The 24620-nt window shown below is 68.9% G+C and carries 25 protein-coding genes, 2 tRNA genes and 1 riboswitch; of the genes, 20 read left to right on the forward strand and 7 right to left on the reverse strand.

The genetic code is table 11. From position 1 onward, the window contains the following. The first annotated feature begins 7 nt into the window (after positions 1-7). The 17 genes from ybiB (at position 8) to I7X39_RS18240 (ending at position 16357) form a co-directional block, all read left to right on the forward strand. Positions 8-949 carry a DNA-binding protein YbiB gene (ybiB, locus tag I7X39_RS18160; protein ID WP_198112589.1) on the forward strand — a complete coding sequence of 314 codons (942 nt, stop codon included), beginning with the start codon at positions 8-10 and terminating at the stop codon, positions 947-949. Between the two features lie 67 nt (positions 950-1016). Further along, positions 1017-2006 (forward strand): sulfite exporter TauE/SafE family protein, encoded by a 990-nt coding sequence (locus I7X39_RS18165; RefSeq protein ID WP_198112590.1) that lies wholly within the window; start codon positions 1017-1019, stop codon positions 2004-2006. 4 nt (positions 2007-2010) lie between these two features. Then, on the forward strand, positions 2011-3732 hold the full coding sequence (locus I7X39_RS18170; protein ID WP_198112591.1) for a nitrite/sulfite reductase: 1722 nt from the start codon (positions 2011-2013) through the stop codon (positions 3730-3732). 8 nt (positions 3733-3740) lie between these two features. Next, complete coding sequence (locus tag I7X39_RS18175; protein WP_198112592.1) at positions 3741-4235, forward strand: DUF934 domain-containing protein; 495 nt, start codon at positions 3741-3743, stop codon at positions 4233-4235. Next, positions 4232-4987, forward strand: coding sequence for a phosphoadenylyl-sulfate reductase (locus I7X39_RS18180; RefSeq protein ID WP_198112593.1), 756 nt, complete (start codon positions 4232-4234; stop codon positions 4985-4987). The genes I7X39_RS18175 and I7X39_RS18180 overlap by 4 nt, the downstream gene beginning before the upstream one ends. Beyond that, a complete protein-coding gene (gene cysD, locus I7X39_RS18185; protein WP_198112594.1) occupies positions 4984-5949 on the forward strand; it encodes a sulfate adenylyltransferase subunit CysD in 966 nt (321 codons plus the stop codon). Before I7X39_RS18180 ends, cysD begins: the two co-directional genes overlap by 4 nt. Further along, positions 5949-7238, forward strand: a complete 1290-nt coding sequence (locus I7X39_RS18190) for a sulfate adenylyltransferase subunit 1 (protein WP_198112595.1) — start codon at positions 5949-5951, stop codon at positions 7236-7238. The genes cysD and I7X39_RS18190 overlap by 1 nt, the downstream gene beginning before the upstream one ends. Then, positions 7238-7999: a uroporphyrinogen-III C-methyltransferase gene (gene cobA, locus I7X39_RS18195; RefSeq protein WP_198112596.1), complete on the forward strand. Its 762-nt coding sequence runs from the start codon at positions 7238-7240 to the stop codon at positions 7997-7999. The genes I7X39_RS18190 and cobA overlap by 1 nt, the downstream gene beginning before the upstream one ends. A 40-nt stretch (positions 8000-8039) precedes the next feature. Continuing rightward, the gene (fdxA, locus tag I7X39_RS18200; protein WP_127681772.1) at positions 8040-8363 is read left to right on the forward strand and encodes a ferredoxin FdxA; all 324 of its coding nucleotides are present in this window, start codon (positions 8040-8042) and stop codon (positions 8361-8363) included. After that, a complete protein-coding gene (locus tag I7X39_RS18205) occupies positions 8363-9451 on the forward strand; it encodes an NAD(P)/FAD-dependent oxidoreductase (RefSeq protein ID WP_198112597.1) in 1089 nt (362 codons plus the stop codon). Before fdxA ends, I7X39_RS18205 begins: the two co-directional genes overlap by 1 nt. A 92-nt stretch (positions 9452-9543) precedes the next feature. Further along, a complete protein-coding gene (locus tag I7X39_RS18210; protein ID WP_198112598.1) occupies positions 9544-11127 on the forward strand; it encodes a COG3904 family protein in 1584 nt (527 codons plus the stop codon). 64 nt (positions 11128-11191) lie between these two features. Then, positions 11192-11291: riboswitch (TPP riboswitch) on the forward strand. Between the two features lie 35 nt (positions 11292-11326). Further along, positions 11327-13429 (forward strand): TonB-dependent siderophore receptor, encoded by a 2103-nt coding sequence (locus I7X39_RS18215; protein WP_198112599.1) that lies wholly within the window; start codon positions 11327-11329, stop codon positions 13427-13429. A gap of 53 nt (positions 13430-13482) precedes the next feature. Continuing rightward, positions 13483-13558, forward strand: a tRNA-Asn gene (locus I7X39_RS18220). Positions 13559-13657: 99 nt separating this feature from the next. Further along, positions 13658-13733, forward strand: a tRNA-Asn gene (locus I7X39_RS18225). A gap of 392 nt (positions 13734-14125) precedes the next feature. Continuing rightward, on the forward strand, positions 14126-14680 hold the full coding sequence (locus tag I7X39_RS18230) for a PEP-CTERM sorting domain-containing protein (RefSeq protein WP_198112600.1): 555 nt from the start codon (positions 14126-14128) through the stop codon (positions 14678-14680). Positions 14681-15409: 729 nt separating this feature from the next. After that, complete coding sequence (locus I7X39_RS18235; RefSeq protein ID WP_198112601.1) at positions 15410-15751, forward strand: zinc ribbon domain-containing protein YjdM; 342 nt, start codon at positions 15410-15412, stop codon at positions 15749-15751. Positions 15752-15934: 183 nt separating this feature from the next. Next, positions 15935-16357 carry a hypothetical protein gene (locus tag I7X39_RS18240; protein ID WP_198112602.1) on the forward strand — a complete coding sequence of 141 codons (423 nt, stop codon included), beginning with the start codon at positions 15935-15937 and terminating at the stop codon, positions 16355-16357. On the opposite strand, the gene I7X39_RS18245 is transcribed toward I7X39_RS18240, so the two are convergent. Continuing rightward, the gene (locus I7X39_RS18245) at positions 16341-17336 is read right to left on the reverse strand and encodes an alpha/beta hydrolase family protein (RefSeq protein ID WP_198112603.1); all 996 of its coding nucleotides are present in this window, start codon (positions 17334-17336) and stop codon (positions 16341-16343) included. The genes I7X39_RS18240 and I7X39_RS18245 overlap by 17 nt on opposite strands. An 86-nt stretch (positions 17337-17422) precedes the next feature. Here I7X39_RS18245 and I7X39_RS18250 point away from each other — a divergent pair, with 86 nt between their 5' ends. Then, the gene (locus I7X39_RS18250) at positions 17423-18370 is read left to right on the forward strand and encodes a LysR family transcriptional regulator (RefSeq protein ID WP_198112604.1); all 948 of its coding nucleotides are present in this window, start codon (positions 17423-17425) and stop codon (positions 18368-18370) included. Here the strand turns inward: I7X39_RS18250 and I7X39_RS18255 are convergent. Beyond that, positions 18367-19242, reverse strand: a complete 876-nt coding sequence (locus I7X39_RS18255) for a methyltransferase domain-containing protein (RefSeq protein ID WP_198112605.1) — start codon at positions 19240-19242, stop codon at positions 18367-18369. The two genes, I7X39_RS18250 and I7X39_RS18255, sit on opposite strands and share 4 nt — an antisense overlap. Positions 19243-19268: 26 nt before the next feature. Here I7X39_RS18255 and I7X39_RS18260 point away from each other — a divergent pair, with 26 nt between their 5' ends. Both I7X39_RS18260 and I7X39_RS18265 read left to right on the forward strand, forming a co-directional pair. Then, positions 19269-19979 (forward strand): ComF family protein, encoded by a 711-nt coding sequence (locus I7X39_RS18260; RefSeq protein WP_198112606.1) that lies wholly within the window; start codon positions 19269-19271, stop codon positions 19977-19979. Between the two features lie 4 nt (positions 19980-19983). Then, on the forward strand, positions 19984-20454 hold the full coding sequence (locus I7X39_RS18265) for a tRNA (cytidine(34)-2'-O)-methyltransferase (RefSeq protein ID WP_198112607.1): 471 nt from the start codon (positions 19984-19986) through the stop codon (positions 20452-20454). Here I7X39_RS18265 and I7X39_RS18270 read toward each other — a convergent pair whose 3' ends face one another. The 5 genes from I7X39_RS18270 to I7X39_RS18290 form a co-directional block, all read right to left on the reverse strand. Beyond that, positions 20455-21024, reverse strand: a complete 570-nt coding sequence (locus I7X39_RS18270) for a hypothetical protein (RefSeq protein ID WP_198112608.1) — start codon at positions 21022-21024, stop codon at positions 20455-20457. It lies immediately after the preceding gene. Beyond that, on the reverse strand, positions 21021-22166 hold the full coding sequence (locus I7X39_RS18275; RefSeq protein ID WP_198112609.1) for a putative hexosyltransferase: 1146 nt from the start codon (positions 22164-22166) through the stop codon (positions 21021-21023). The genes I7X39_RS18270 and I7X39_RS18275 overlap by 4 nt, the downstream gene beginning before the upstream one ends. After that, the gene (locus tag I7X39_RS18280; RefSeq protein ID WP_198112610.1) at positions 22151-22546 is read right to left on the reverse strand and encodes a GtrA family protein; all 396 of its coding nucleotides are present in this window, start codon (positions 22544-22546) and stop codon (positions 22151-22153) included. Before I7X39_RS18280 ends, I7X39_RS18275 begins: the two co-directional genes overlap by 16 nt. Beyond that, on the reverse strand, positions 22533-23498 hold the full coding sequence (locus I7X39_RS18285) for a glycosyltransferase family 2 protein (protein ID WP_198112611.1): 966 nt from the start codon (positions 23496-23498) through the stop codon (positions 22533-22535). The genes I7X39_RS18280 and I7X39_RS18285 overlap by 14 nt, the downstream gene beginning before the upstream one ends. A gap of 81 nt (positions 23499-23579) precedes the next feature. Beyond that, the gene (locus I7X39_RS18290) at positions 23580-24587 is read right to left on the reverse strand and encodes an NAD(P)H-dependent glycerol-3-phosphate dehydrogenase (RefSeq protein WP_198112612.1); all 1008 of its coding nucleotides are present in this window, start codon (positions 24585-24587) and stop codon (positions 23580-23582) included. Positions 24588-24620: the final 33 nt, after the last annotated feature.

Genomic DNA, 24620 nt, shown 5'->3' on the forward strand with positions numbered 1-24620 from the left:
GCCGGCCATGAACGAAGCCCTGAACCTGCCCGCCCTCATCAAGGAAATCGGTCGCGGTGCGCGTGGCGCCCGCGACCTCGATCGCGCCCAAGCCGCCGCGCTGTTCGGCGCGATGCTGGACGGCCAGGTCGAGGACCTGCAGCTCGGCGCCATCGTGCTGGCGCTGCGCGTCAAGGGCGAATCCGTCGAGGAGTTGCTGGGCTTTGCCGAGGCGCTGCAGGCGCGCACGCAGCGCCTCACACCCCCGCCGGGGCCGCGCCTGGTGCTGCTGCCGGCGCTGAACGGCGTGCGCAAGCTGCTCAATCTGATGCCGCTGCTGGCCCAGCACCTCGCGAACCGCGGCGTGCCGGTGCTGATCCACGGCCGCAGCGACTTCGGCGCCGCCCGCGGCGCCACCTTCGAGCTGCTGCAGGCCCTGGGCCACCCGCTGTGCGCACACCCGGCCGCGGCCGAGGCCGCGCTGGCGCAGCAGCGCCTGGCCGTGCTGCCCACGGCCGCGCTGGCGCCGGGCCTGGACGCGCTGATGGCCCTGCGCCCGCGGCTGGGCCTGCGCAACAGCGCGCACACCCTGGTCAAGCTGTTGGACCCGGCACCCGGGCGCTCGGTGCGCGTGGTGGCCGTGACGCATGGCGATTTCCTCGACCGCCTGGGCCAGGCCCTGCCCCGGCTGACGGCGGCAGATGGCGGCGCCGCCCTGCTGCTCAAGGGCTGCGAGGGCGAGGCCTACCCGCACCCGCGCCGTCCGGCCAGCCTGCAGGCCTGGCAGGCCGGCCAGGCGCTGGAACTGGCGCCCGGCGAGGCGGTGGAGGACCCGCTCTGGGAAACCGCAGGCGACCCGGCCGCCGACGCCGCGCGCCTGCGCGAGCTGCTGGCCGCCGGCCCGGCCGCTTGGCCGCTGCGACTGCGCGACATGGCACTCACCCTGGAACGTTTGGCCTCATATTCTTAATGAGCATATAAAGCCAACGAAAAAGTAGTTTCGGAAATAAGCTCGGATTCTTAGAGTCGCGACCTCCATGAAAGTCCGCGACCTCGACCTCAGCAACAACCCGGTGAATGCCGAGCACGCCGAACTCGGCCTGCCGCCGCTGGAAAACGCCGTCACGCACGCGGGCCAGGCCAGCGCGCACCCGGTGCTGCGCTACGCCATGTGGTCGGTGGTGTTTTTGCTGATGGCGCTGACCATCGCGCTGGCCACGCGCCTCTTCAACCAGCCGGTGGGCCACAGCGGCGGCTTCGAACTGATCGCCCAGGCGCTCAGCAGCCGCGAGTTCTGGACCGCCGCCGCGGTGGGCCTGCTGGCCCAGACGGTGGACGGCGCCCTGGGCATGGCCTACGGCATCACCAGCACCAGCTTCCTGCTGGCCAGCGGCAGCAGCCCGGCGGTGGCCAGCGCAGCGGTGCACATCGCCGAGGTCTTCACCACCGGCGTTTCGGGCATCAGCCACATCAAGCTGGGCAACGTGAACAAGAGCCTGTTCCTGCGCCTGCTGGTACCGGGCATGCTGGGGGCGGCGGGCGGCGCCTGGTTGCTGTCCAGCGTGGACAGCAAGGCCATCAAGCCCTTTGTGGCGGGCTACCTGCTGCTGATGGGCCTCTATGTGATCAGCAAGATCTTCCGCAAGATCAAGCCGCGCCGCGAAGAGCCCAAGCATGTCGGCAAGCTCGGCCTGGCCGGCGGCTTCCTGGACGCGGTGGGCGGCGGCGGCTGGGGCCCAGTGGTGACCACCACGTTGGTGGGCACCGGCAACGACCCGCGCCTCACCATCGGCTCGGTCAACCTGGCCGAGTTCTTCCTGACCTTCATCAGCGCCGGCGTGTTCGCCGTGCTGATTGGCGACCAGAGCCCCTGGACCACCGTGGCCGGCCTGGTCATCGGCGGCCTGTTCGCCGCCCCCTTTGCCGCCCTGCTGACCGCCCGCCTGCACACCAAGGCCTTGCTGGCCCTGGTCGGATCGGTCATCGTGCTGATCAGCGCCTTCAACCTCTGGAAGGCCCTGGCTTAAGACTATGTACAAGTACACCGCCTTCGACCGCCACTTCGTCCATCAGCGCGCCGCGCAGTACCGCGACCAGCTGGAGCGCCACCTCAAGGGCCAGCTCGGCACGGATGAATTCCGGCCCCTGCGCCTGCAGAACGGCTGGTACGTGCAGCGCCACGCGCCCATGCTGCGCGTCGCCATTCCCTACGGCGAGCTCAGCAGCCCGCAGCTGCGCCAGCTGGCCAAGATCGCCCGCGAGTACGACATCGTCAGCGAAGGCCCCTTCAAGGGCCAGGGCGGCTACGGCCACTTCACGACGCGCCAGAACCTGCAATACAACTGGATCCCGCTGGACCGCAGCGCCGAGGTGATGGAGCTGCTGGCCGCGGTGGACATGCACGGCATCCAGACCAGCGGCAACTGCATCCGCAACATCACCAGCGACGCCTTCGCCGGCATCGCCCCCGATGAGATCGTCGACCCGCGGCCCTACTGCGAAATCCTGCGCCAGTGGTCCACCCTGCACCCCGAATTCGCCCACCTCCCGCGCAAGTTCAAGATCGCCGTCAGCGGCGCCGAGGAAGACCGCGCCGCCATCCTCTGGCATGACATCGGCCTGCAGCTGAAGAAGGACGTTACCGGCGCCGTCGGCTTCCAGGTCTTCGTCGGCGGCGGCATGGGCCGCACGCCGATCATTGCCACCGAAGTGGCCGCCTTCGTGCCTTGGCAGCAGATCCTCGTCTTCATCGAGGCCATCGTGCGCGTCTACAACCTGGCCGGCCGGCGCGACAACCTCTACAAGGCGCGCATCAAGATCCTCGTCAAGGCCGAGGGCCAGAAGTTCGTCGATGCCGTGAATGCCGAGTTCAAGGCCATCCTGGCCGGCGATCTGGGCGGGCACGAGCAGCTGATCCCCGAGGCCGAGCTGGCGCGCGTCAAGGCCTGCTTCGTCGACCCGAGCGATGTGCGCGCCATCCCGGCCATCGACCCCAGCCGCCTGAGCATCGAGCCCGCCTACCAGCGCTGGCTGGCGCGCAATGTGCACGCGCACCGGGTCAGCGGCTTCCGTGCCGTCACGCTCAGCCTCAAGCGCGTGGGCATCGCCCCGGGCGACACCTCGGCCGATGTGATGGACGCCGCCGCCGCCCTGGCCGACCGCTTCAGCCAGGGCGAGCTGCGCGTCAGCCACCGCCAGAACCTCGTGCTGCCCTGGGTGCGCGAGGCCGATCTGGCCAAGCTCTTCGAGGCCGCGCGCGCAGCAGGATTCGCCACGCCCAACGCCGGCCGCCTGACCGACCAGATCGCCTGCCCCGGCGGCGACTACTGCGCGCTGGCCAATGCCCGCTCGCTGCCCCTGGCCGCGGCGATTGCCGAGCGCTACCAGGACCTGGACGAGCTGGAAGACTTGGGCGACATCGACCTGCACATCAGCGGCTGCATCAACAGCTGCGGCCACCACCACAGCGGCCACATTGGCGTGCTGGGCGTGGACAAGGACGGCACCGAGTGGTACCAGCTGACCCTGGGCGGCAGCGATGGCAGCACCCTGAGTGGACCGGCCACGGCGGGCAAGGTGATTGGCCCGAGCTTTGCGGCCGACGAGATTGCCGACGCAGTGGAAGCCGTGCTGGAGACCTACAAGGCCCAGCGCCAGGCTGGCGAGCGCTTCATCGAGACCGTGAAGCGCATCGGCCTGGACCCCTTCAAAACGGCCGCGAATGCGGTCCGTGTCGCCACCGCACGCGCCTGAGACCGAGCATGAAGTTCATCGACCCGCATCACGACCTCTGGCAACACGCCGTCGGCGAAGACGGCCCCAAGCCCGACCCGGACCCCGCCCCTCACCGCCTGCTGAGCCTGGAGCAATGGCATGCCGTGCGCGGCCATTGGCCCGCCGACGTGCCGGTGGCCATCGAGTTCCCGAACGATGCCGACATCACCCAGCTGGTGCCGGACCTGAACCGCATCGCCCTGGTGGTGCTGGACTTCCCGAAGTGGACCGATGGCCGCGCCTACAGCCAGGCCCGCCTGCTGCGCGCGCGCCACCGCTTCGCCGGCGCCATCCGCGCCCGTGGCGAGGTGCTGGTGGACATGCTGCAGCTGCTGCACCGCACCGGCTTTGACGAGGCCCAGCTACGCGGTGATCAAAGCCAGGACGCCGCACGCCGCGCGCTGGCCTTCTTTGCCGAAGGCTTCTACCAGGGTGATGTGCATGAGGCGCGCCCGGCTTACTTGCGGAGCGCAGCGCGATGAGCGCCGTCAGCAGCCTGGCCTGGGCCAACTCACCGGCCACCGGCAATGCCATTGCGCTCTACGCGCGCTGGAGCCCGCAGCTCGACGCCAAGATCGCCGCCGCCGTGCAACGCCTGCGCGATGCCGCCATCAGCCATGGCGATGGCCTGGTGCAAAGCAGCAGCCTGGGCGTGGAAGACATGGTCATCACCGACCTGATCGCCCGCCACCAGCTGCCGATCGACATCGCCACGCTGGACACCGGCAAGCTGCACGCCGAGACCCTGGGCCTGATCCCGCGCATCGCCGAGCGCTACGGCCGCGAAGTGGCAGTGTTCCAGCCGGTCAACGAGCAGGTCATCCAGTTCGTGCGCCGCGAGGGCGAGGACGCGATGTTCAAGAGCATCGAGCTGCGCAAGGCCTGCTGTGGTGTGCGCAAGCTCGAGCCGCTGGCGCGCATGCTCAAGGGCCGCAGCGCCTGGATCACCGGCCTGCGCCGCGAGCAATCGGGCGCCCGTGCCGAGGTGGCGTTCGACGAGGACGACGGCCAGGGACGCCGCAAGCTCAGCCCCATCGCCGACTGGACCTGGACCGAGGTCTGGGCCTACGTCGAGCGCTTCGAGGTGCCCACCAACCCGCTGCACGACCAGTTCATGCCCAGCATCGGCTGCGCGCCGTGCACGCGCGCCATCGCCGTGGGCGAGGACTTCCGCGCCGGCCGCTGGTGGTGGGAGGAGTCAACCAAAGAATGCGGACTGCACGTCAAACCATGAATGCCGCTGTGAAACCCGAACACCTGATCGCCGAAGTCGACAACGCCCATCTGGACGCGCTGGAAGAGGAAGCCATCTTCATCCTGCGCGAGGTGGCCGCCAGTTTCGAGCGCCCCGCTCTGCTGTTCAGCGGCGGCAAGGACAGCTGCGTGGTGCTGCGCCTGGCCGAGAAGGCCTTCAAGCTCAAGGACAAGGCGCACCCCAGCGGCTTCAAGGGGCAGCTGCCCTTCCCGCTGGTGCACATCGACACCGGGCACAACTTCCCCGAGGTCATCAGCTTCCGTGACCAGCGCGTGGCCGAGATGGGCGAGCGCCTGGTGGTGGGCCATCTGGAAGACAGCATCGCCAAGGGCACGATCCGTCTGGCGCACCCGCTGGAAAGCCGCAACGGCCACCAGACCGTGACCCTGCTGGAGACCATCGAGGAGCACCGATTCGACGCCCTGATCGGCGGCGCGCGGCGCGACGAAGAAAAGGCGCGCGCCAAGGAGCGCATCTTCAGCCACCGCGATTCCTTCGGCCAATGGCAGCCCAAGGAACAGCGCCCCGAGCTGTGGACGCTGTTCAACACGCGCATCCGCCCCGGTGAGCATTTCCGCTGCTTCCCGATCAGCAACTGGACCGAGCTGGATGTGTGGCTCTACATCCAGCGCGAGGCCATCCCGCTGCCGCCGATGTACTACGCCCACCCGCGCCAGGTGATGCGCCGCAAGGGCCTGCTGGTGCCGCTGACGGACGTGACCCCGCCGCAGGATGGCGAGGCCGTGGAGACCGTGGAAGTGCGCTTCCGCACCGTGGGCGACATGACCTGCACCTGCCCGGTGGAAAGCCCGGCGCGCAATGCCGCCGAAGTGGTGACCGAGACGCTGACGGTGACCATCAGCGAGCGCGGTGCCACACGCATGGACGACCGCACCTCGGACGCGTCCATGGAACGTCGGAAAAAAGAGGGGTACTTCTGATGCAAGCGCTGCGATTCCTGACCGCCGGATCGGTGGATGACGGCAAGAGCACCCTGATCGGCCGCCTGCTGTTCGACAGCAAGGCCATCCTGGCCGACCAGCTCGACACCCTGGAGCGCCGTGCCGCTGGCAGCCCCATCGACCTGAGCCTGCTGACCGATGGCCTGGAGGCCGAGCGCGAGCAGGGCATCACCATCGATGTGGCCTACCGCTACTTCGCCACCAAGCACCGCAAGTTCATCATTGCCGACGCCCCCGGCCATGAGCAGTACACCCGCAACATGGTGACGGCCGCGGCCGGCAGCGATGCCGCCGTGGTGCTGGTGGACATCACCAAGCTGGACCTGAGCCAGCCCGAGGTGACCCTGCTGGCGCAGACGCGCCGCCACTCGCTGCTGGCCCAGCTGCTGCGCGTGCCCAGCATCGTGTTCGCGATCAACAAGATCGACGCCATCGAGCAGCCCGGCCCCGGCTTTGCCAAGGTCAAGCGCGCGCTCGAGGCCTTTGCCCAGGCCGCCGGGCTGGAGGTGGCCGCCACCGTGCCGGTAAGCGCGCTGCGCGGCGACAACGTCACCCAGCCGCTGGATGCGCCCTGGTGGAACGGCCCCTCGCTGCTGCAGGTGCTGGAAGGCCTGCCCTGCGTGCAGGAGCGCGTGGACGCGCCGCTGAGCCTGCCGGTGCAGTACGTACAGAAGGATGCCTACCAGAGCGAAGGCGCGGGCTTCCAGCCACGCGTGCTCTGGGGCCGCATCGCCCACGGTGCGGTGAAGGTGGGCGACGAGATCGAGGTGCTGCCCAGCCGCCAAAAGGCCGTGGTGGCCGGCCTGCGCCGCGCCGCCGAGGACGTGGCGCGGGGCCAGGCCGGTGAATCCGTCGGCGTGATCCTGGACCGCCAGCTCGACGTGAGCCGCGGCGACTGGATTGCCCACCCGGGCAAGGCCCAGCTGCAGAACCGCTTCCCGGCCACGCTGGCCTGGCTGGACACCGAACCCGCCAAGCCCGGCCGCAAGTACTGGGTGCGCCACGGCAACCGCTGGGTGCAGGCGCGCATCGCCGCCATCGACTCGGTGCTGGACATCCACAGCCTGGAGGCGCGCGACGCGCACGAACTCGGCGTCAACGCCATCGGCCGCGTGCAGATGGAGGTGCAGCACGAGTTGCCGGTCGAGCCCTTCGAGTTCAACCGGGTGGGTGGCGCGCTCATCGTCGTCGACCCCGCCAGCCACCGCACCAGCGGCGCCCTGCTGGTGGACCTGCCGGCCGCCGCGCCGGCCGAGGAGGACTGGTGATGGGACGTGTGGCCTTCGTGAGCGCCGGCCCCGGCGCCGCCGACCTGATCACCCTGCGCGGCGTGCAGCGCCTGGGCGCCGCCGAGGTGGTGTTGTTCGACGCCCTGACCGACCCCGCGCTGCGCGCCTTTGCGCCAAACGCCCGCTGGATCGACGTGGGCAAGCGCGGCTTTGCGCATGCCGTGAAGCAGACCGAGATCAACGCCCTGCTGGTGCAGCACGCGATGGAGAACACCCTGGTGGTGCGCCTCAAGGGCGGCGACGCCTCGGTGTTCGGCCGCCTGGAAGAGGAGCTCGAAGCCCTGGCCGCGGCCGGTATTGAATCCGAGGTGGTGCCAGGCGTGACCGCCGCGCTGGCCGCGGCCGCGCACACCCAGCGCCCTCTGACGCGGCGTGGCGCCGGCCGCAGCGTGGCGCTGAGCACCGCCATGACGCAAGCTGGCGAGCTGATCGCCAGCAAGAGTGCCGACACCGAGGTCTTCTACATGGCCGGCAAGCAGCTCGCCGCCCTGCAGCGCCGCCTGCTGGCCGCGGGCTGGGCAGCGGAAACGCCCACACTGGTCGTCAGCCGCGCCGGCTGTGCCGATGCCTTGTCCAGCAGCCACGCGCTGCAGGACCTGCCGGCGGCCACCCTGCTGCACCGCGGCCGACCCACGGTCGTCACGGTGGGCGTGGGCGCCAGGCCGCTGGCCCTGGCAAACCCGCATGGCCTCTGCGCCAAGTCAAAGCAGCCCTCCAGGCAAACCCTCCCCACCACCTAAAATCGCCGGCTTTGCCCTACCCAGCGCGAGCCACGCCACCATGACCCACGTCGTTACCGAAGCCTGCATCCGCTGCAAGTACACCGATTGCGTCGATGTCTGCCCCGTGGACTGTTTCCGGGAAGGGCCGAACTTCCTGACCATCGACCCGGACGAGTGCATTGACTGCGCCGTCTGCATTCCCGAGTGCCCGGTGAACGCCATCGTCCCCGAAGAGGACGTGCCCGGCGACCAGCAGCACATGATCAAGCTGAATGCCGATCTGGCCAAGAAATGGCCCTCGATCACCAAGCGCAAGGCCCCGCTGCCCGATGCGGATGACTGGAAGGACAAGACCGGGAAGCTCCCCGAGTTGATCAAGTAATGGACCAAGCTACTCCTCACGCCGGCGTCATCGAGACCGACGCCGTCATCGTCGGTGCCGGCCCCGTGGGCCTGTTCCAGGTCTTCGAACTCGGCCTGCTCGAAATCAAGGCGCACATCATTGACTCGCTCGCCTACCCGGGCGGCCAGTGCATCGAGCTCTACCCCGACAAGCCGATCTACGACATCCCGGCCCTGCCCGTCGTCACCGGCAAGGAACTGACGGACAACCTGCTCAAGCAGATCGAGCCCTTCGGCGCGACCTTCCACCTCGGTCAGGAAGTGACCACGGTGGAGAAGCAGGAAGACGGCCGCTTCTTCGTCGCCGCCAGCAAGGGCACGCAGTTCCTCACCAAGACCATCTTCATCGCCGGCGGCGTGGGCTCGTTCCAGCCGCGCACGCTGAAGGTCGATGGCATCGACAAGCACGAGAGCAGCCAGGTGCACTACCGGGTCAAGAATCCGAGCCAGTTCGCCGGCAAGAATCTGGTCATCGTGGGTGGTGGCGACTCGGCGCTCGACTGGGCGCTGAACTTCTGCGCCGGCAATGCCGATGGCAACCCGCACAAGGCCGAGAGCGTGATCCTGGTGCACCGCCGCGATGGCTTCCGCGCCGCGCCGGCCTCGGTGGCCAAGATGCGCGAGCTGTGCGAGCAGTACGAGATGCAATTCATCGTCGGCCAGGTCACTGATTTGGACGAGGGCGAGGACGGCCTGCTCAAGGGCGTGAAGGTCACCGGCGGTGACGGCGTCACCCGCGTGGTGCCTTGCGACGAGGTGCTGGTGTTCTTCGGCCTCAGCCCCAAGCTGGGCCCGATCGCCGAGTGGGGCCTGGCGCTGGAGCGCAAGCAGATCCTGGTTGACACCGAAAAATTCAGCACCTCGGTGCCGGGCATCTTCGCGGTGGGTGACATCAACACCTACCCGGGCAAGAAGAAGCTGATCCTCAGCGGCTTCCACGAAGCGGCCCTCGCCGCCTTCGGGGCGATGCCCATCATCAACCCCGAGAAGCGTGTGCACCTGCAGTACACGACCACCAGCCCGAAGCTGCACAAGGTGCTGGGCGTCGAGACGCCGGTGTTCGACTGAGCCGGACAGAAGAATAAAAAGAGCACGCCGCCCTGAGGGGCGGCGTTGCCGTTTCTGGATTCCACAAGAGCCTGAGGGAGGCTGCAGCCCACATGAACCCGGTTTCCACGCGCGGCCCGGCCGCGCAGACCCCATTCAGACCCGAGCGACCCGGCTACTTCGCCAGCCACTGGCGCGGCGAGCAGAGCCTGGTGCGCAGCTACTGGGTCAACAACATCCTGGTGGCCTCGCCGCTGGCCTTTTTGCTCACCGGCCTGATGGCCTGGATCAGCGCCAAGGGTGACTCGCTGCAGGTCAGCGCCATCGTGCTGCTGATCGGCGTGCCCCTGCTGATCTTGCTGGACACCTGGTGCGTGGTGGGCGGCTGGCGCGCGGCAGGCCATTACCGCGAGGACGGTGGCTCGGGCCTGTGGAGCTTCCTTGCGCGCCTGACCCTGGGCCTGGGTGCCCTGCAATTGATCGTGTCCGTGCTGTTCGGCTTCCTGCCCCAGGTCGGCTCGTTCTGGCAGATGGCGCGCGGCATCGACCCCATCGGCCAGGCCACGCTGAGCCTGTCGGACGACGGCCGCAGCCTGAAGCTGGAGGGCACCATCGGACTGGGTGACGGCGAGCGCCTGCGCACCCTGCTGGCCAGCGAGCGCGCCAAGGGCCTGCGCCGCATCGAGCTCAGCTCGCCCGGCGGGCGTGTGCGCGAGGCCGAGAAGATGGCCGAGGCGCTCAAGAAGCATGGCCACTCCAGCCGGGTGGTGGGCACCTGTGCCAGCGCCTGCACCCTGCTGTTCCTGGCTGGCGAGCCGCGCCAGGTGATGAACGGGGCGCAACTGGGCTTCCACCGCGCCAGCACGGGCACCTACAACCCCGTCATCGACGAACTGGCCAACCAGGATTTAGCCCGCATCTACCGCAAGCTCGGCCTGCCGGAGCCGCTGATCGAGCAGACCCTGAGCACGCCCTCGCACAGCATCTGGTTTGCGCCGCGCAAGGACCTGCTGCTGCACCGCCTGATCCCTCCGCTGCCCGAGACCCTGGCCATCGACCTGCCCCCCATCGGTTCGTCCGAGGCCGAGTACAAGGATGCACTGCATCAGCACCCGGTCTGGGAGGCCCTGGAGCAACACGCGCCCGGCACCCTGGCCGCAGTGGCCACGCGCGTCCGAGCCGCCCATGTCGAAGGCGCTTCGGACCAAGAGGTGCAAGCCGCCGCCATGCCCCAGTTGGCCACCTTGATGCCCGCGCTGATTGGCGGCAGCGATGCCGTGCTGCGCCGCCGTTATGTGCAACTGGTGGCCGAACAACTGAAGTCCCTGAAAGCCCCGGCCAAGCGCGGCGAGCGCCTGCCTTGCAGGGACTTGCTGGACGGCCGACTGGGCGTGCGCCAGCAACTGCCCCTGCCCCTGCAGGTGCGTGAGAGCGAGTGGCTGCTGGACGCGGCCGGCAGCGCCGCCAAGAGCTGGCGCGCCAAGCCGCCCAGCCCGCTCGAGATGGAAGTGCTGGAGCGCTCGGTGGGCTCGGCCGCCATCGGCATGCTGAGCCGGCTATGGGCCGACGCGCCGGATGCCCCGGTGCGCGATGGCGCCGCGTCCTGCGACCGCACCATTGCCCTCCTCGACCACCTGCCCAGCCAGCCGGCCCTGCGCCGCGATCTCGTCGATCGCCTGCTGTTCCAGCCGCGCTGAACCGGGCGCGGAAACGCCGCGCCCTACAATCTGCGGCTTCGCGCATCGGGATCTTCCCGAGCGCGACCCACGCTAGGGGTGCTGGTGGCCTTGCCGCCGGCTGAGACAAACCCTTGGAACCTGATTGAGGTAATCCTCGCGCAGGGAAGCGTGGCCAAGGCGCCCGCGGCGCCCTGCCCGCCCCCTGCCATCACCACCGATGGCAATGACACCGAAGTACGCCCTTCCTTTCGCTCTGCTCACCCTGGCCCTGCAAGCGCAGGCCCAGCAGCAGCTCCCCACCGTTTCCGTCAGCGGCCGCAACGCCAACGCCCCCGTGAGCCTGGGCGGCTTTGGCGACACCCCCGCCGCCCGCCTGCCGCTGCAGGCCCTGCGCATCGACGCCGAGCGCCTGCAAGACCTCGGGCTGGACGGCCTGGGCGCACTGCCCAAGCTCGATGCCTCGGTGAGCGACAGCTACAACAGCATCGGCTACTACACCCAGCTGCGCGTGCGCGGCTACGAGCTGGACACCCGCTTCAACCTGCGCCGCGAGGGCCTGCCCATCAATGGCGAGACCGGGCTGGACCTGTTCAACAAGGCCGCACTCGAACTCCTCAAAGGCAGCAGCGGCCTGCAAGCCGGCACCAGTGCGCCTGGGGGTTTGCTGAACCTCGTCGTCAAGCGCCCGGACGCCGACCGCCTGGACCTGCGCCTGAGCTGGGAGCAGCACAACTCGCGCGCGCTGGCGCTGGACTGGACCAAGCGCTGGGGCAAGGAATTCGGCCTGCGCGTGAACCTGGCCGCCGCCGAGCTGGACCCCTGGCTGCACAACAGCCGCGGCCGCCAACAGGGCCTGGCCCTGGCGGGTGACTGGCGCCTGGGCGCCGACACCCTGCTGGAAGCGGAAGTTGAGAGCAGCCAGCACAGCCAACCCAGCCAACCCGGCTTCAGCCTGCTGGGCAACCGCCTGCCCAGCATCGAAAGCGTCGACATCCGCCGCAACCTGAATGAGGCCAGCTGGCGCCTGCCGGTGGTGCTGGACAACGACTTCGCCACCCTGCGCCTGCGCCAGCGCCTGAACGCCGACTGGAACCTGCTCCTGCAGGCCGGCGTGCAGCGCGCCCGCAATGACGACCGCGTCGCCTTCCCCTTCGGCTGCCCGAGCGAGGACGACTACAGCCGCTACTGCAGCGACGGCAGCTTCGACCTCTACGACTTCCGCAGCGAGAACGAGCGCCGCGATACCGACGCCCTGCGCGCCGCCGTGGACGGCCGCGTGCAGCTGGGCGGCCTGACGCACCAGCTTCGCGCCGAAGCCCTGCTGAGCCGCTACGAGGCGCGCTTCCAGCGCCAGGCCTACAACTGGGTCGGCTATGGCTCGGTGTTCCAGCCCACGCCCAGCCAGCCCGACCCCAGCCTGACCGACGAGAACACCCACCGCGACGAGCGCAACCGTGAACTCGCCTTCAGCGACCAGGTACAGATCGGTGCGCTCGAGCTCTTCGCTGGCCTGCGCCACAGCCGCATCGAACGCGAGGCCGTGCGCACCGATGGCTCGCGTGCCACGAACTACACGCAGTCCTTCACCACCCCCTGGCTGGGTGCGAGCTGGGCGCTGGCGCCGGACCTGCGCGTCTACGCCAGCTGGGGCCAGGGCATCGAGAGCGAAGTCATCCCCAACCGCAGCCGCTACCAGAACGCCGGCCGCGCACTGCCGGCGCTGAAGAGCCGCCAGCTCGAAGCCGGTCTGAAGGCCGGCAGCCAGACCGTGGAATGGAGCCTGGCCACCTTCCAGATCCAGCGGCCGGTCTGGGCCGACCTGGGCAGCTGCAGCGCCGCCAACAGCTGCGAGCGCCGTGTGGACGGCGAGGCGCGCCACCGCGGTGTTGAAGCTCAAGCGGACTTCAAGTGGCAGGGTGGCGGCCTGGTGGGCTCGGCGCAATGGCTGCAGGCCCGCCGCGAGGGCTCGACGCAGGTCGGCGTCAACGGCCTGCGCCCCGTGAACGTGCCGGCGCGCTCCTACCGCGTGGGCGTGCACCAGCAGGTGCTGCAGGCTCTGCGCCTGCAGGCGAACCTGGTGCACGAGGGCCGCCGCGCCGTGCTGCCGGACAACTCGATCGAACTACCCTCCTGGACCCGCCTGGACCTGAGCGCGCGCTATCAGCATGCGGTCGGCACCCAGCAGTGGACCTGGCAGCTCGGCGTGGACAACGCCACCAACCAGCGCGCCTGGAAGGAAGCCCCGTACAGCTTTGGGCACAGCTATCTGTTCCCGCTGGCGCCGCGCGTGTGGAAGGCTGGTTTGAGCCTCGCGCTCTGATCGCCCTCTTGTAGACCTTCAAAAAAACAGTCTATACTCGCGGTCTTCGCTGTTCCCCGATAGCTCAGTCGGTAGAGCGCCGGACTGTTAATCCGTAGGTCCCTGGTTCGAGCCCAGGTCGGGGAGCCAACCCAGCGAACACAATCAGACAACGCACCTTGTGCATCCCGCTCAGGTGCGTTTGTATTTGAAGGCCGTCGCAACCGATTGGCGGCCGGACAGATCGATTCCTCGATAGCTCAGTCGGTAGAGCGCCGGACTGTTAATCCGTAGGTCCCTGGTTCGAGCCCAGGTCGAGGAGCCAAATCAAAACCCTCAGCGGCGCAAGCGGCTGGGGGTTTTTCTTTGCGCGCTTCCGAAGTTTGATGCCCAGCGTCTTCAGGCCCTCAGCTTTCGCCGGCTCCATAGGACGCCGCTGTCGCTTTCAACTGCTCGGCAAAGTTGTGGATGTCATCAACCGACTCCAGCGCCACAACCTCTGCCTCCTTTAACCTGCCCCCCTGCCGTACCAAGCTAAACGAGGGGAGCCCGTCCCCTTTGGAGAATGACGGACAGCCCATCACCCTGTCGAAACTCCTTACGGCATCGCCCTAAATTCCCTCGCCTCAACGATGCAAACAGCTGTCAGCTATGAGATTGACAGAGCTGGCATGACTCCTGCTTTTGCGAGAGGCCCTACCAAACAAGGAGTCCGGGATGATCAAGCTCAATAGGATTGCCAGCGTTTTGGCGCTCACCTGCGCAACACTGGCCGCGCATGCTGATGTCGTGATCCAGAACCTGTCGGCGACCTCAACGCATATCTCGTTCGACATCATCGGCACGATCACCGTTCAGGGTTCCGGCTACCACCACCAGTTCGGTTTCGGCCACGTCTCCGACCCCAGCTTGGACTGGATCAATTCGTTCAACGGCGCCGCGTCGTCCGTGTCCGTCAGCGGCCCAACAAAGCAGGGCATCTCCGGCGTTTATGACTTGACCGGTGTGTACGGCGAAACGGTTTGGACCGTTTCCTCCACCGCGTGGTTGATCGGCGACCAGATCGATCTGCACTACGACTTGGTGGGTGACTTCAACCTTGCCAATTTCCACGCCGACGGCTTGGGTTTCCAGAATGGCTTCACCCAAGGTCCCGCTATCGAAGGCGCAAACAATCTGCTGGTTATCTCCCATGTCCCTGAGCCGATGACACTCGCGCTGGTCGGCCTCGGACTCGTCGGCGCCGCTGCATCGCGTCGTCACCGCAGCTGAAACCAAAAGGGGTGGACCCCGCCCCTGCCATAGTGAACCCGAGGCCTCCGGCTCGGGGGCATGGAACACAGAGCCTCATTCGCGAGAACGGATGAAATCCTTTTGCGTCCGCTGGCCGCAGACACCTGCGCATTCACGACCAGCGACACAACTTCGCCAGCTTGCTCGTGGAAAACGGTCGAACGCTTTACGAGCGTGCAGACGATCCTTGGGCACTCTGACCCGAAGGTGACGATGCGGTACGCCCATTTGTCAAATGCCGGATTGGTACAGGCGGTGCAAGCTGCTTCTGTGCTGCAGGAGCGCCCGCCCCTGCAACGAGTCGCCTAGGCGGGAAGTTCTGCACCATCGACTTGGATGCCCTGCTGCAAGCGGCGCCGCTGGCTGCCAGGGCCCTTTTCCATCTTCGGGCGATTCCGTCGAACAGTGGGCCCGACCGTCGAACGCTGCTCGGCTCGAATTTCAGAATTCCTGTTAACCAACAACAAGTTGGCCGCCAAATCAGCCTCCTTCACGTCTTTATGGTGGCTCGATACCGGCTCTCATCCAGGAGTCTCACGACCACCAAAAGAGTGCAGCAGTTACGGCTCTTACACTTACCTCGCAGCTGCCTCCCCGCTTCGTTCGACTGTTAATCTGTAGGTCCCTGGTTCGAGGCCAGGTCGAGGAGCCAAATCAAAACCCTCAGCGGCGCAAGTGGCTGGGGGCTTTTTCTTCCTCGCGCCGCCCATGAACACCCTGCCCGCCTGCCCCCAGTGCCATTCCGAACTGACCTACCAGGACGGTGATCAGTTCATCTGTCCTGAATGCGCGTACGAGTGGTCGGCGCAGGCTGCCACAGCCTCCGAGCCCGAAGCCCGCGTGGTGCGCGATGCCGTGGGCAATGTGCTGGCCGATGGCGACACCGTCACCTTGGTGAAGGACCTCAAGGTCAAGGGCTCGTCCTTGGTGGTCAAGGTGGGCACCAAGGTCAAGAACATCCGCCTGGTGGATGCCGACCACGACATCGACTGCCGCATCGAGGGCATCGGGGCGATGAGCCTGAAGTCGGAGTTCGTGAAAAAGGTCTGACAGCCTTCTTTCCCCAAGCGCGCAGGCACCTCTACACTGCGCGCTCGCTGTTCGCCTTGCGCGCCCAGCACCGCCGATTTACCAACTACTTGCGGGCGGTTAACAAGTACGGCTAAAGCGTTGCGGCTCCGTGAAGCCCGGGCCGGCAAACGCCGGTCCTTGGGCTCACGGAGTTTTTCATTCATGCAAGGTCTTGCCTCTTTCGACCGCTGCCTGGCCCAGCGCCATGCCTTCGCCGCACCGGCGGCTCGCAGCGACAACCGCCCCAGCCTGAACCGCTACCTGATCGGTCCCTTGGCCGACCAGGTCCTGCCGCTGGCCGCAGCCGCTGACGCCCTCACCTTGCTCAAGCTGGCGCATCGCATCGGCCCGGGCGACTGGCTGGGTGTGCTGGCCGAAGAAGGCAGCCGCCACACCCCGGCCTGGCGTCTGGCGGTCTGCCGCGCAGAAGGTGGGCTGGAGTGGCTCAGCCCGGCCTGGCATGCACGCGCCGGCACCGCGCCGCAGCAGTTGCAGGCCGAACTGCAAACGCGCGCCGTCCAGGCGTTATGGGCACAGGGTTGGCGCGTGCTGGACGGCGTTCCGGCTCTCAGCACCCCGGACTGAGCGCCGGCACCTTCGCCTCGATCCGCTCCAACAACAGCGGCCACAGGCGCTCACCCGCCGCGCGGCGGAAGGGGCCGAAGTGGCCCAGGCGTTTCAGACCGATCTCCTGCGGATGCAGATGGATGCGCTCGACGCGCTCACCCGCATGCTCGAAGCAGCGCGCCAGTGCGTCCACGGCGGGCGCGGGGCCATAGGTCAGGTCGTCGGCCACGCTCCAGAGCTGCAGATGGCCCTGGAAATCCTGCGGGCGGTACCAGTCGCGGCAGGCCGGGTCGTCGGTGAAGTAACCGGCCGAGCGGCCCCAGCGGCTCCAGTCCATGGCGGCGGGGCCCGGCAGGGTCTCACCGCCCCCCAGGGCCCAGCCGGGCAGGCGGCCGGTCACGCGCACGCACAGCGGCACCCAGTGGGAGAAGAACACCCGGGTGACGGTGCGGTGCCAGCCCGCCGGCCACAGGCCCCAGTAACCGAACTGCGAGCCCACGGTGATGGCGGCGTCCAGGTGCGCCAGGCCCTCCACCATCGGCAAGCCGTTGCCGCCGAGCGAGTGCCCGACCCAGAGGATGGGCAGGCGCTGGGGCCCGCGCCCGGCGCGTTCACGCGCGGCAGCCAGGGCGGCGGAAAGGTCCAGGCGAATCCAATCGCGCATCGAGGCCCGGCCCGTTCCGGCAGCACGGGAAGCGCCCATGCCGCGGTAGTCGAAGCTCAGCACCGCATAGCCGCGCGCGGCCAGCCATTGCGCAAAGGCCTGGTAGTAGCGCTGGGGCACGCCAGTGGCCGGCGCCAGCACGGCCACGGCACGCGCCGCCCCTTGAGGCTCGAACACGCGGCCGTGCAGCAGCGCGCCATCGGCCGCCGCAAAGGCCAGGTTCAAGCCCTCGATCGCACTCGGCTCCTCCCCGGGCAGCGCGGCCTGCAGCAGGGCCAGATTGGGCGAACCCAGCAGCTGGGGCCAGGAGGGGCGGGTGAGTTGGGCGTGCATGGCGATCTCGGTCTGGAAACGGTGGGCGAATGCTAGAAACGAGACTCTTTGTTGACTAGATGGCCGTCGATCCACACACTGGTTACATGAGATCAACAAAACAGGCTGCAGAGGCCCTTTCCGCCGTCACCCTGCGGCGCCAGCGCAACGAGCTGGACGCGAACGCCTTGGAGCTGTTCGCCCGCGTGGCCGCGGCCGGCAGCTTTGCGCAGGCCGCGCGCCAGCTGGGCCTGACGCGCGCAGCCATCAGCCGCCGCGTGGCGGCGATGGAGGAGCAGGTGGGCCAGGCCCTGCTGGCACGCACCACCCGCTCGCTGGGCCTGACGGACGCCGGCCGCCAGCTGGCCCGACGCGCCCAGGCCGTGCGCGAGGCAGCCGAGGCCGCCCGCCACAGCCTGCGCCGTGACGCCCAGGGCCTGCAGGGCCAGCTGCGCATCACGGCGGTGGCCACCTTCGGCCAGCATGTGCTGCTGCCGCTATTGGCCGAGTTCCGCCGCCTGCACCCCGGCATCCAGCTCGACCTGCTGTTCACCGACCGCCGTGTCGACCTGCTGCGCGAGGGCGTGGATGTGGCCTTTCGCATCACCCGCAAGCCGCCGCAGGACTGGGTGGCGCAGCCGGTGCTGCGCTTTCGCATCAAGGCCTATGCGGCGCCGGGCCCGGCGCTCCAATCACCCACCGAGTTGCAGCAGCAGCCCCTGCTGCTGTTCGGCAACGCGCCGGATGCCGTGCCCCTGCTGTGGCGCCATGTGGACGGGCGCACCGAGCAGGTCGAGCTGCAGCCCAGCTTCAGCGGCGATTCGATGGACGCCTTGATCGAGCTGGCCCGTCAGGGCGCGGGCGTGGTGCTGGCGCCGGATTACTGCGTGCGCGCCGACCTGGCCGCCGGCCGGCTGGTGGACCTGCTGCCTGGCTGGCAGCTGCCCATCGCCGAGGGCGAGCAGATCCAGGCTCTGACCCTGCCCGCCGCCACCGCCGGCACCAAGGCGCGCGCCCTGGTGCGCCATGTGGCCGAGCGCCTCGCAGCTTCTTAGGACTTGCGCCGCTGCGCCAGCTGGTCCTTCAGGCTGCTGAGCGACACGCTCGCCTCGCCTGGCACGCGCGGCTCAGCCTTCAATGCGTGGCCGCAGACGAACTCCAGCGTCAGCGCCAGCCGGCCATCGCTCTGGCGCAGATGCTCGGCCGCGGCCGCCAGCCAGCGTTGCTTCCAGCGCGGCGTGCGCAGGCCGGCGCAGCGGTCCGGCGCCAGGTTGCCGCCCAGTGCCGCCAGCTCGCGCCACAGGGTCTCGGCATCGGCCCAGGTCAGGGTGATGCGCTCCTGGTCCATCACCGGGTCGGCAAAACCCGCCTTGAGCAGGGCGTCGCCCAGGTCGTGCAGGTCGATCCAGGCCGGCGTGGCCGCGCCCCAGCCCTGGCTGGCATAGAGGGCACGCAGTTCCTTGAAGCTGTCCGGCCCCAGGGTGGAGAAGAGCAGATAGCCCTGCGGCGCCAGCGCCTGGGCCCAGCGGCGGAACAAGGCATCGGGCTCGGCCTGGCCCAGCAGCCCAAGGCTGGCCCAGAGCATCTGCGCGCCACCCGGCGGCAGCGCCTCGGGCGCCAGCACGCGGTCCGCGCTGCGCTTCCACGGCTGCCACCAGGGCGCACGAAGCAGGTGCTGCGCCGCCTCGGCCGCATCGGGCTCGGCCCACAGGATCTCGGCCTGCGGGTAGCGCGCCCGCAGCGCCGCCTGGCCGCCGCCCAGCAGGCCCTGCCAGAACACGACGGTCTGCGCGTCCAGCTTGATCCAGTCCAAGCGCTCGGCCATGCGGGCGGCCAGGATCTGCGACAGCCAGGGCGTTTCGCCCAACTTGGCCAAGCGGCGCGCCTGGCGCGCCAGGGCACGGGGATCAGGGGGGTTCAGGCTCACCGCGGCAGTATCGCTAAGCTCCCCGCATGAGCCTGCTGCAGCGCCTGCATCCCCGCGCCTGGCCCCTGCCCGGCGGCTGCTGGGTCTGCCTGGGCTGGAACGGCGCGCGCATCTGCGCCGATTGCCGCAGCGCCTTCGCCCGCCCCCTGCCGCGCTGCAGCGGCTGCGCCCTGCCCCTGCCGCCCGGCACGCACAGCCAGCTGTGCGGCCACTGCCTGCAGGAACCCCTGGGCCTGACGCATTGCCTGGCCGCGGTGGACTACCAAGCCCCCTGGGACGGCCTGCTGCAAGCGCTGAAGTACCGCGGCGAGCTGGGCGCCGCCGTGGCCCTGGCCGAGTTGCTACCCGAGCCTCCCAAGCACCTGCCCCGCCCCCAAGCCCTGCTGCCCGTGCCCCAGCACGAGGCGCGACTGCGCGCACGCGGCCACAACCCCGCCGAGCAACTGGCCAGGGCCCTGGGCCGCCGCCTGAACCTGCCGGTGCAGCGCGACTGGCTGCTGCGCCTGCGCGACACGCCCACGCAAACTCAGCTGAACCGGCCGCAGCGCCAGGCCAACCTGCGCGGTGCCTTCGCGCTGGCCACCGGTGCGCCAGTACGCGGCGGGCATTGGGCCATCGTCGATGATGTGCTCACCACCGGCGCCACCGTGGCCGCGCTGGCGCAGGAGCTGCAGCGCCATGGCGCCGCCAGCGTGCAAGCCTGGGTGGTGGCCCGAACCCCTGACCCGCATGCCTGACTGAATGTTCAACATCGTCCTCGTCCACCCCGAGATCCCACCCAACACCGGCAATGTGATCCGCCTGGCCGCCAACACCGGCTGCCGTTTGCACCTCATCGAGCCCCTGGGCTTTTCGCTCGAAGACAAGCTGCTGCAGCGCGCCGGGCTGGACTATCACGAGTACGCCGAGCTGCGCGTGCACCCCAGCTGGGCCGCCTTCACACAAGCCGAGCAGCCCGACCCCGCGCGCCTGTTCGCCTTCACCACCCGCGGTCAGCGTGGCTTTCAGGAGCCGGCCTGGCAGCCGGGCGACTGGCTGGTGTTCGGCAGCGAATCCGCCGGCCTGGACCCGGCCGTGCGGGCGCAGATTGACGCCACGCAATGGCTGCGCCTGCCGATGCGGCCGGCGCAGCGCAGCCTGAACCTCAGCAACGCGGTGGCGGTGGCGGTGTTCGAGGCCTGGCGGCAGAACGGCTACGCCGGCGCGGCCTGATCACTCGATCTGCAGCCAGCGAAAGCGCAGCGCCAGCGCGCGCCCGTCGGGCGAAACGCCCAGCACCCGCGGCGATTGCGCACGCGGCAGCTCGAAGCGCAGGCGCAGCAACGGCCCGCTGCCGGGCGGCAGCGCCAGGTTCAGGGTCTGCGGCCCCTGCACCGCCCATTCACCCAGGCGCTGGCCGTTGAGGAACACGATCAGGGGCTGGGCATCCAGGCCGCGCTGCGGGGCCAGAAAGGGTTCCAGGTCCAGCAGCAGGCGGCCTGGGTTTTCGCCCGGAGCCAGGTGCAGGGTCAGGCCGGCGCGGCGCCCCTGGGTCCAGGTGCCAGCGGGCTCGGCCACGCTCCAGCCGTCGAGCGAACGCTGCGGCAGCTCCTGGCGAAAGTCCAGGCGCTCGCCCAGGCGAAGCAGCGGGTCCTGGCCGTTGTTCCAGGCGCGCACGGCGCGTTCGATGAAGAACAGGCGGTAGCGCTCACCCACTTCGGCCGGGCGGCTCAGCACGGCCAGGTAGGCGGCCAGCAAGGCAGCAGCCAGCAGCAGGGGCCAGAACTCGCGGCGCGCGGTCACAGCGCCACCACCTTGGTCGCCATCCAGGCGGCCACCAGGAAGCCGCCGAAGCTGGCCGCCGGCAGCAGCAACCCCAACTGCAGCACCGGCCGCCCGCGCACCGCCAGGCCGATGGCCAGATAGACGGGAAAGAGCGTCAGCGCATAGCGAGGCGCCGAGGCGAGCCGCACGGTGGCCGGAATCAGGCAGCCGATGAACAGCACCAGAGCCTCGGCCCAAAAACCACGGCGCGCCAGGTACAGGCCGGCCGCCAGGCCGGCGCTGAGGCTGAGCGCGCAATAGAACTCGTAGCCGCTGGCCCCCAAGCCTTGCAGGATGCGCTTGAAGGGGTTCATGAACTCGCCACCCCAGGCCGCCTGCACATGCGAGAAGGCCAGCGCATCACCCACCCAGGCCTGCAGGAAGGCCATGTACGCAAACAGGCCGGCACCGCAAAGCACGCAGGCCAACCAGGCCCGCTCGGTACCCGGCGCGAAGCGCAGCAGCGCCCGCCAGCCGAACTGCTGCAGGGCCAGTGCGGCGAGCGAAAAGGCCAGGAACACGCCCAGGTTGCGCGTGGCCGAAAGCAAGGCCCCGCACAGCCCGGCCAGCAGCCAGCGCCCCTGGTGCGCGGCCAGCAGGCTGGCCAGCATCAGCAGTAGGTAGAGCGATTCGGTGTAGGGCGCGCTGAAGTACAGCGAGTAGGGCGAGAAGGCCAGCAGCAAGAGTACGAACCAGACATCCTGGCGCGGCAGCCAGCGCTGCAAATGGCTGAACAGCAGGCCCAGCGAGGCGCAGAAGGCCAGGTTGTTGAGCAGCTGCGCAGCCAGCTGGAAGCTGCCCAAGCCCAGCTCCATCAGTGCGCGCGCGGCCAGCGGGAAGAGCGGGAAGAAGGCCCAATTGGCCTTGCCATCGGCGTCCGGGTTGCCTTCCGGGCCCAGAGGCTGCTGGTGGTAACCGTGCTGCGCCAGGTCTTGGTACCAGCCGCAGTCCCAGGAACACAGCAGGTCCAGCGGGGTGCGGCCCAGGCTGAAGACCTCGTTGATCAGCAGCGCCTGGCCATACAGCCAGAAGCGGCTCAGCAAGCCCAGGCCGAGGATCAGCAGCGCATCGCGCCACACCGTGCTGAGGCGCGGCGGCGCCAGCGTCAGGCGCGCTTCCATACCCAGGCCCGGTTCAGCACGAAGAAGCTCAGGGTGTAGCTGGCCATGGCCGCCAATTGCGCGAGCGCGGCCGGCCGGCCCAGGCCCAGCAGCGCATGCAGCACCGCCTGGTTGAGCCCGAAGCACAGGCCAAAGCCCAGGGCGAAGCGCAGCACCGCCGGCGCGCTGAGCCGCGCCTGCTGGAACACGAACCAGCGGTTCAGGAGCAGGGCCTGCAGCAGGCCGGCGCCATAGCTCCAGGCATTGGCCCAGCCTGCCTGCAGGCCCAGGCCCTGGTGCAGGACCAGAAAGACGGCATAGCCCAGGGCGGTGTTGGCCAGTCCGGCCAGCAGAAAGCGCAGGAACTCGCCGCGGGCTGCTGCCCGCTCAGTCGTCCGCATGGCCCAGCCCCACGGTCTCGCCCACCACATAGAGCGGGCGGCGCTTGACCTCGTGGTAGATGCGGCCGATGTATTCGCCCAGGATGCCGACGGTGATGAGCTGCACACCGCCCAGGAAGAGCGTGGCGATGAAGAGAGCGGCCCAGCCTTCGACCCAGCGGTCGGTGGCCAGGCGAATGATGAGCGCGTAGACGATGCCCGCAAAGGCCAGCGCCGAGGCCAGCGCGCCCACGCTGATGGCCATCTGCAGCGGCTTGGTGGAGAAGGACAACAGGCCGTCGGTGGCGAAGCGCAGCATTTTGCGCAGCGGGTACTTCGATTCCCCGGCAAAGCGCTCGGCGCGGCGGTAGGGCAAGGCCACCTGGCGGAAGCCCACCCAGCTGACCATGCCGCGCACAAAGCGGTCGCGCTCGGGCATGGCCTTCAAGGCATCCACCACACGCCGGCTCATCAGGCGGAAGTCGCCGGTGTCGAGCGGGATGGGCACATCGGACATGCGGTTCAGCAGACGGTAGAAGGCCTTGGCGGTGACGCGCTTGAAGGCCGTCTCGCCCTCGCGCTCGGTGCGCATGCCGTACACCACGTCAAAGCCCTCGCGCCACTTCGCCACCATCTGCGGCACCACTTCCGGTGGGTCCTGCAAATCGGCGTCGATCAGCACCACGGCGTCGCCGCGCGCGGCGTCGATGCCGGCCGTCACGGCCACCTGGTGGCCGAAGTTGCGCGCGAAACTGAGCACCTTGATGCGTGCATCACGCGTGGCCCAGGCCTTGAGCTGGCTGAGCGTGGCGTCGCGGCTGCCGTCGTCCACGAACACCAGTTCGGTGTGCAAATCGGTCATCGAATCGGCCATCGCCAGCAGGCGCGGCACGGTCACGTCGATGACTTCCGATTCGTTATAGCAAGGCACCACCACCGACAAGGTGGCGCCCGCTTCCACTCCCTGATTCATCTTTTCTTATCCCTGGAAAACGGGCGCGATGTTCGCACCGCCCCCGGCTGGCCGATGTGATCACCAGCACAGCCCCGCTGGCTAAAGTTCTGCGCGCGGGTCCCGGGTCATCAGCAGGTTCAGCGCCTGGCTCGGGCTCAGGCGCCCTTCCAGCAAGGCCACCACGGTGGCGGTGATGGGCAGCTCCAGGCCCAGCTTCTGGCCACGCTCCAGCACTGTGCGGGCGCTGTACACGCCCTCGGCCACATGGCCGAGCTGGGCCAGGGCCTGCGCCAGGCTCAGGCCCTGCGCCAGCAGCACACCGACGCGGCGGTTGCGGCTGAGCTCGCCGGTGGCGGTGAGCACCAAGTCCCCCAGCCCGGAAAGACCCAGGAAGGTCTCGGCGCGCGCGCCCAGGGCCAGGCCGAGGCGGGTCATCTCGGCCAGGCCACGCGTCAGCAAGGCGGCGCGGGCGTTCAGACCCGGCGCCTCGCTCCAGGCCTGCTCGATCTCCGCGCGCTCGCGCAGGCCATCGGCCACGCCACCCGCAATCGCCATGACGTTCTTCACCGCGCCACCCACCTCCACGCCCACCGGGTCGGCCGAGGTGTAGATGCGCAGGCGCTCGCCATGGAAGGCCTGCACCGCTGCCTCGGCCACGCTGGGGTCTTCGGCTGCCGCTACCAAGGCCGTGGGCTGGCCGCGCGCCACTTCCTGCGCGAAGCTGGGGCCGGACAGCACGCCGGCGTGGGCGCGCCCGAGCTCGCGGGCGATCTCATGGCCCAGCAGACCGCTACCGGCCTCGAAACCCTTGCACAGCCAGAGCAGCGGCGTGCGGCCCGCGCAGGCCTGCAGACACTCGCGCAGGCCCGCCATGGGCGTGCCGACGATGATGAGCTCGGTGCCCGCCAGCGCCGCGGCCCGGTCAGGCGTGACGAACAGGGCCGGCGGCAGGGCCGAGCCCGGCAGGTAGCGGCGGTTGAGCCGCTCTGTGCTCATGGCGGCGGCCTGCTCGGCGTCGCGCGCCCACAAGCGCACCTCGTGCCGGGCGGCGGCCTGGATGGCCAGGGCGGTGCCCCAGGCCCCCGCTCCCAAGACAGTGATCTTCATAAACGCAAAGAAAAAAGCGCGCCGGCTGGCGCG

It is taken from the genome of Inhella proteolytica (assembly GCF_016093275.1).
Taxonomy (GTDB): Bacteria; Pseudomonadota; Gammaproteobacteria; order Burkholderiales; family Burkholderiaceae_C; genus Inhella; species Inhella proteolytica.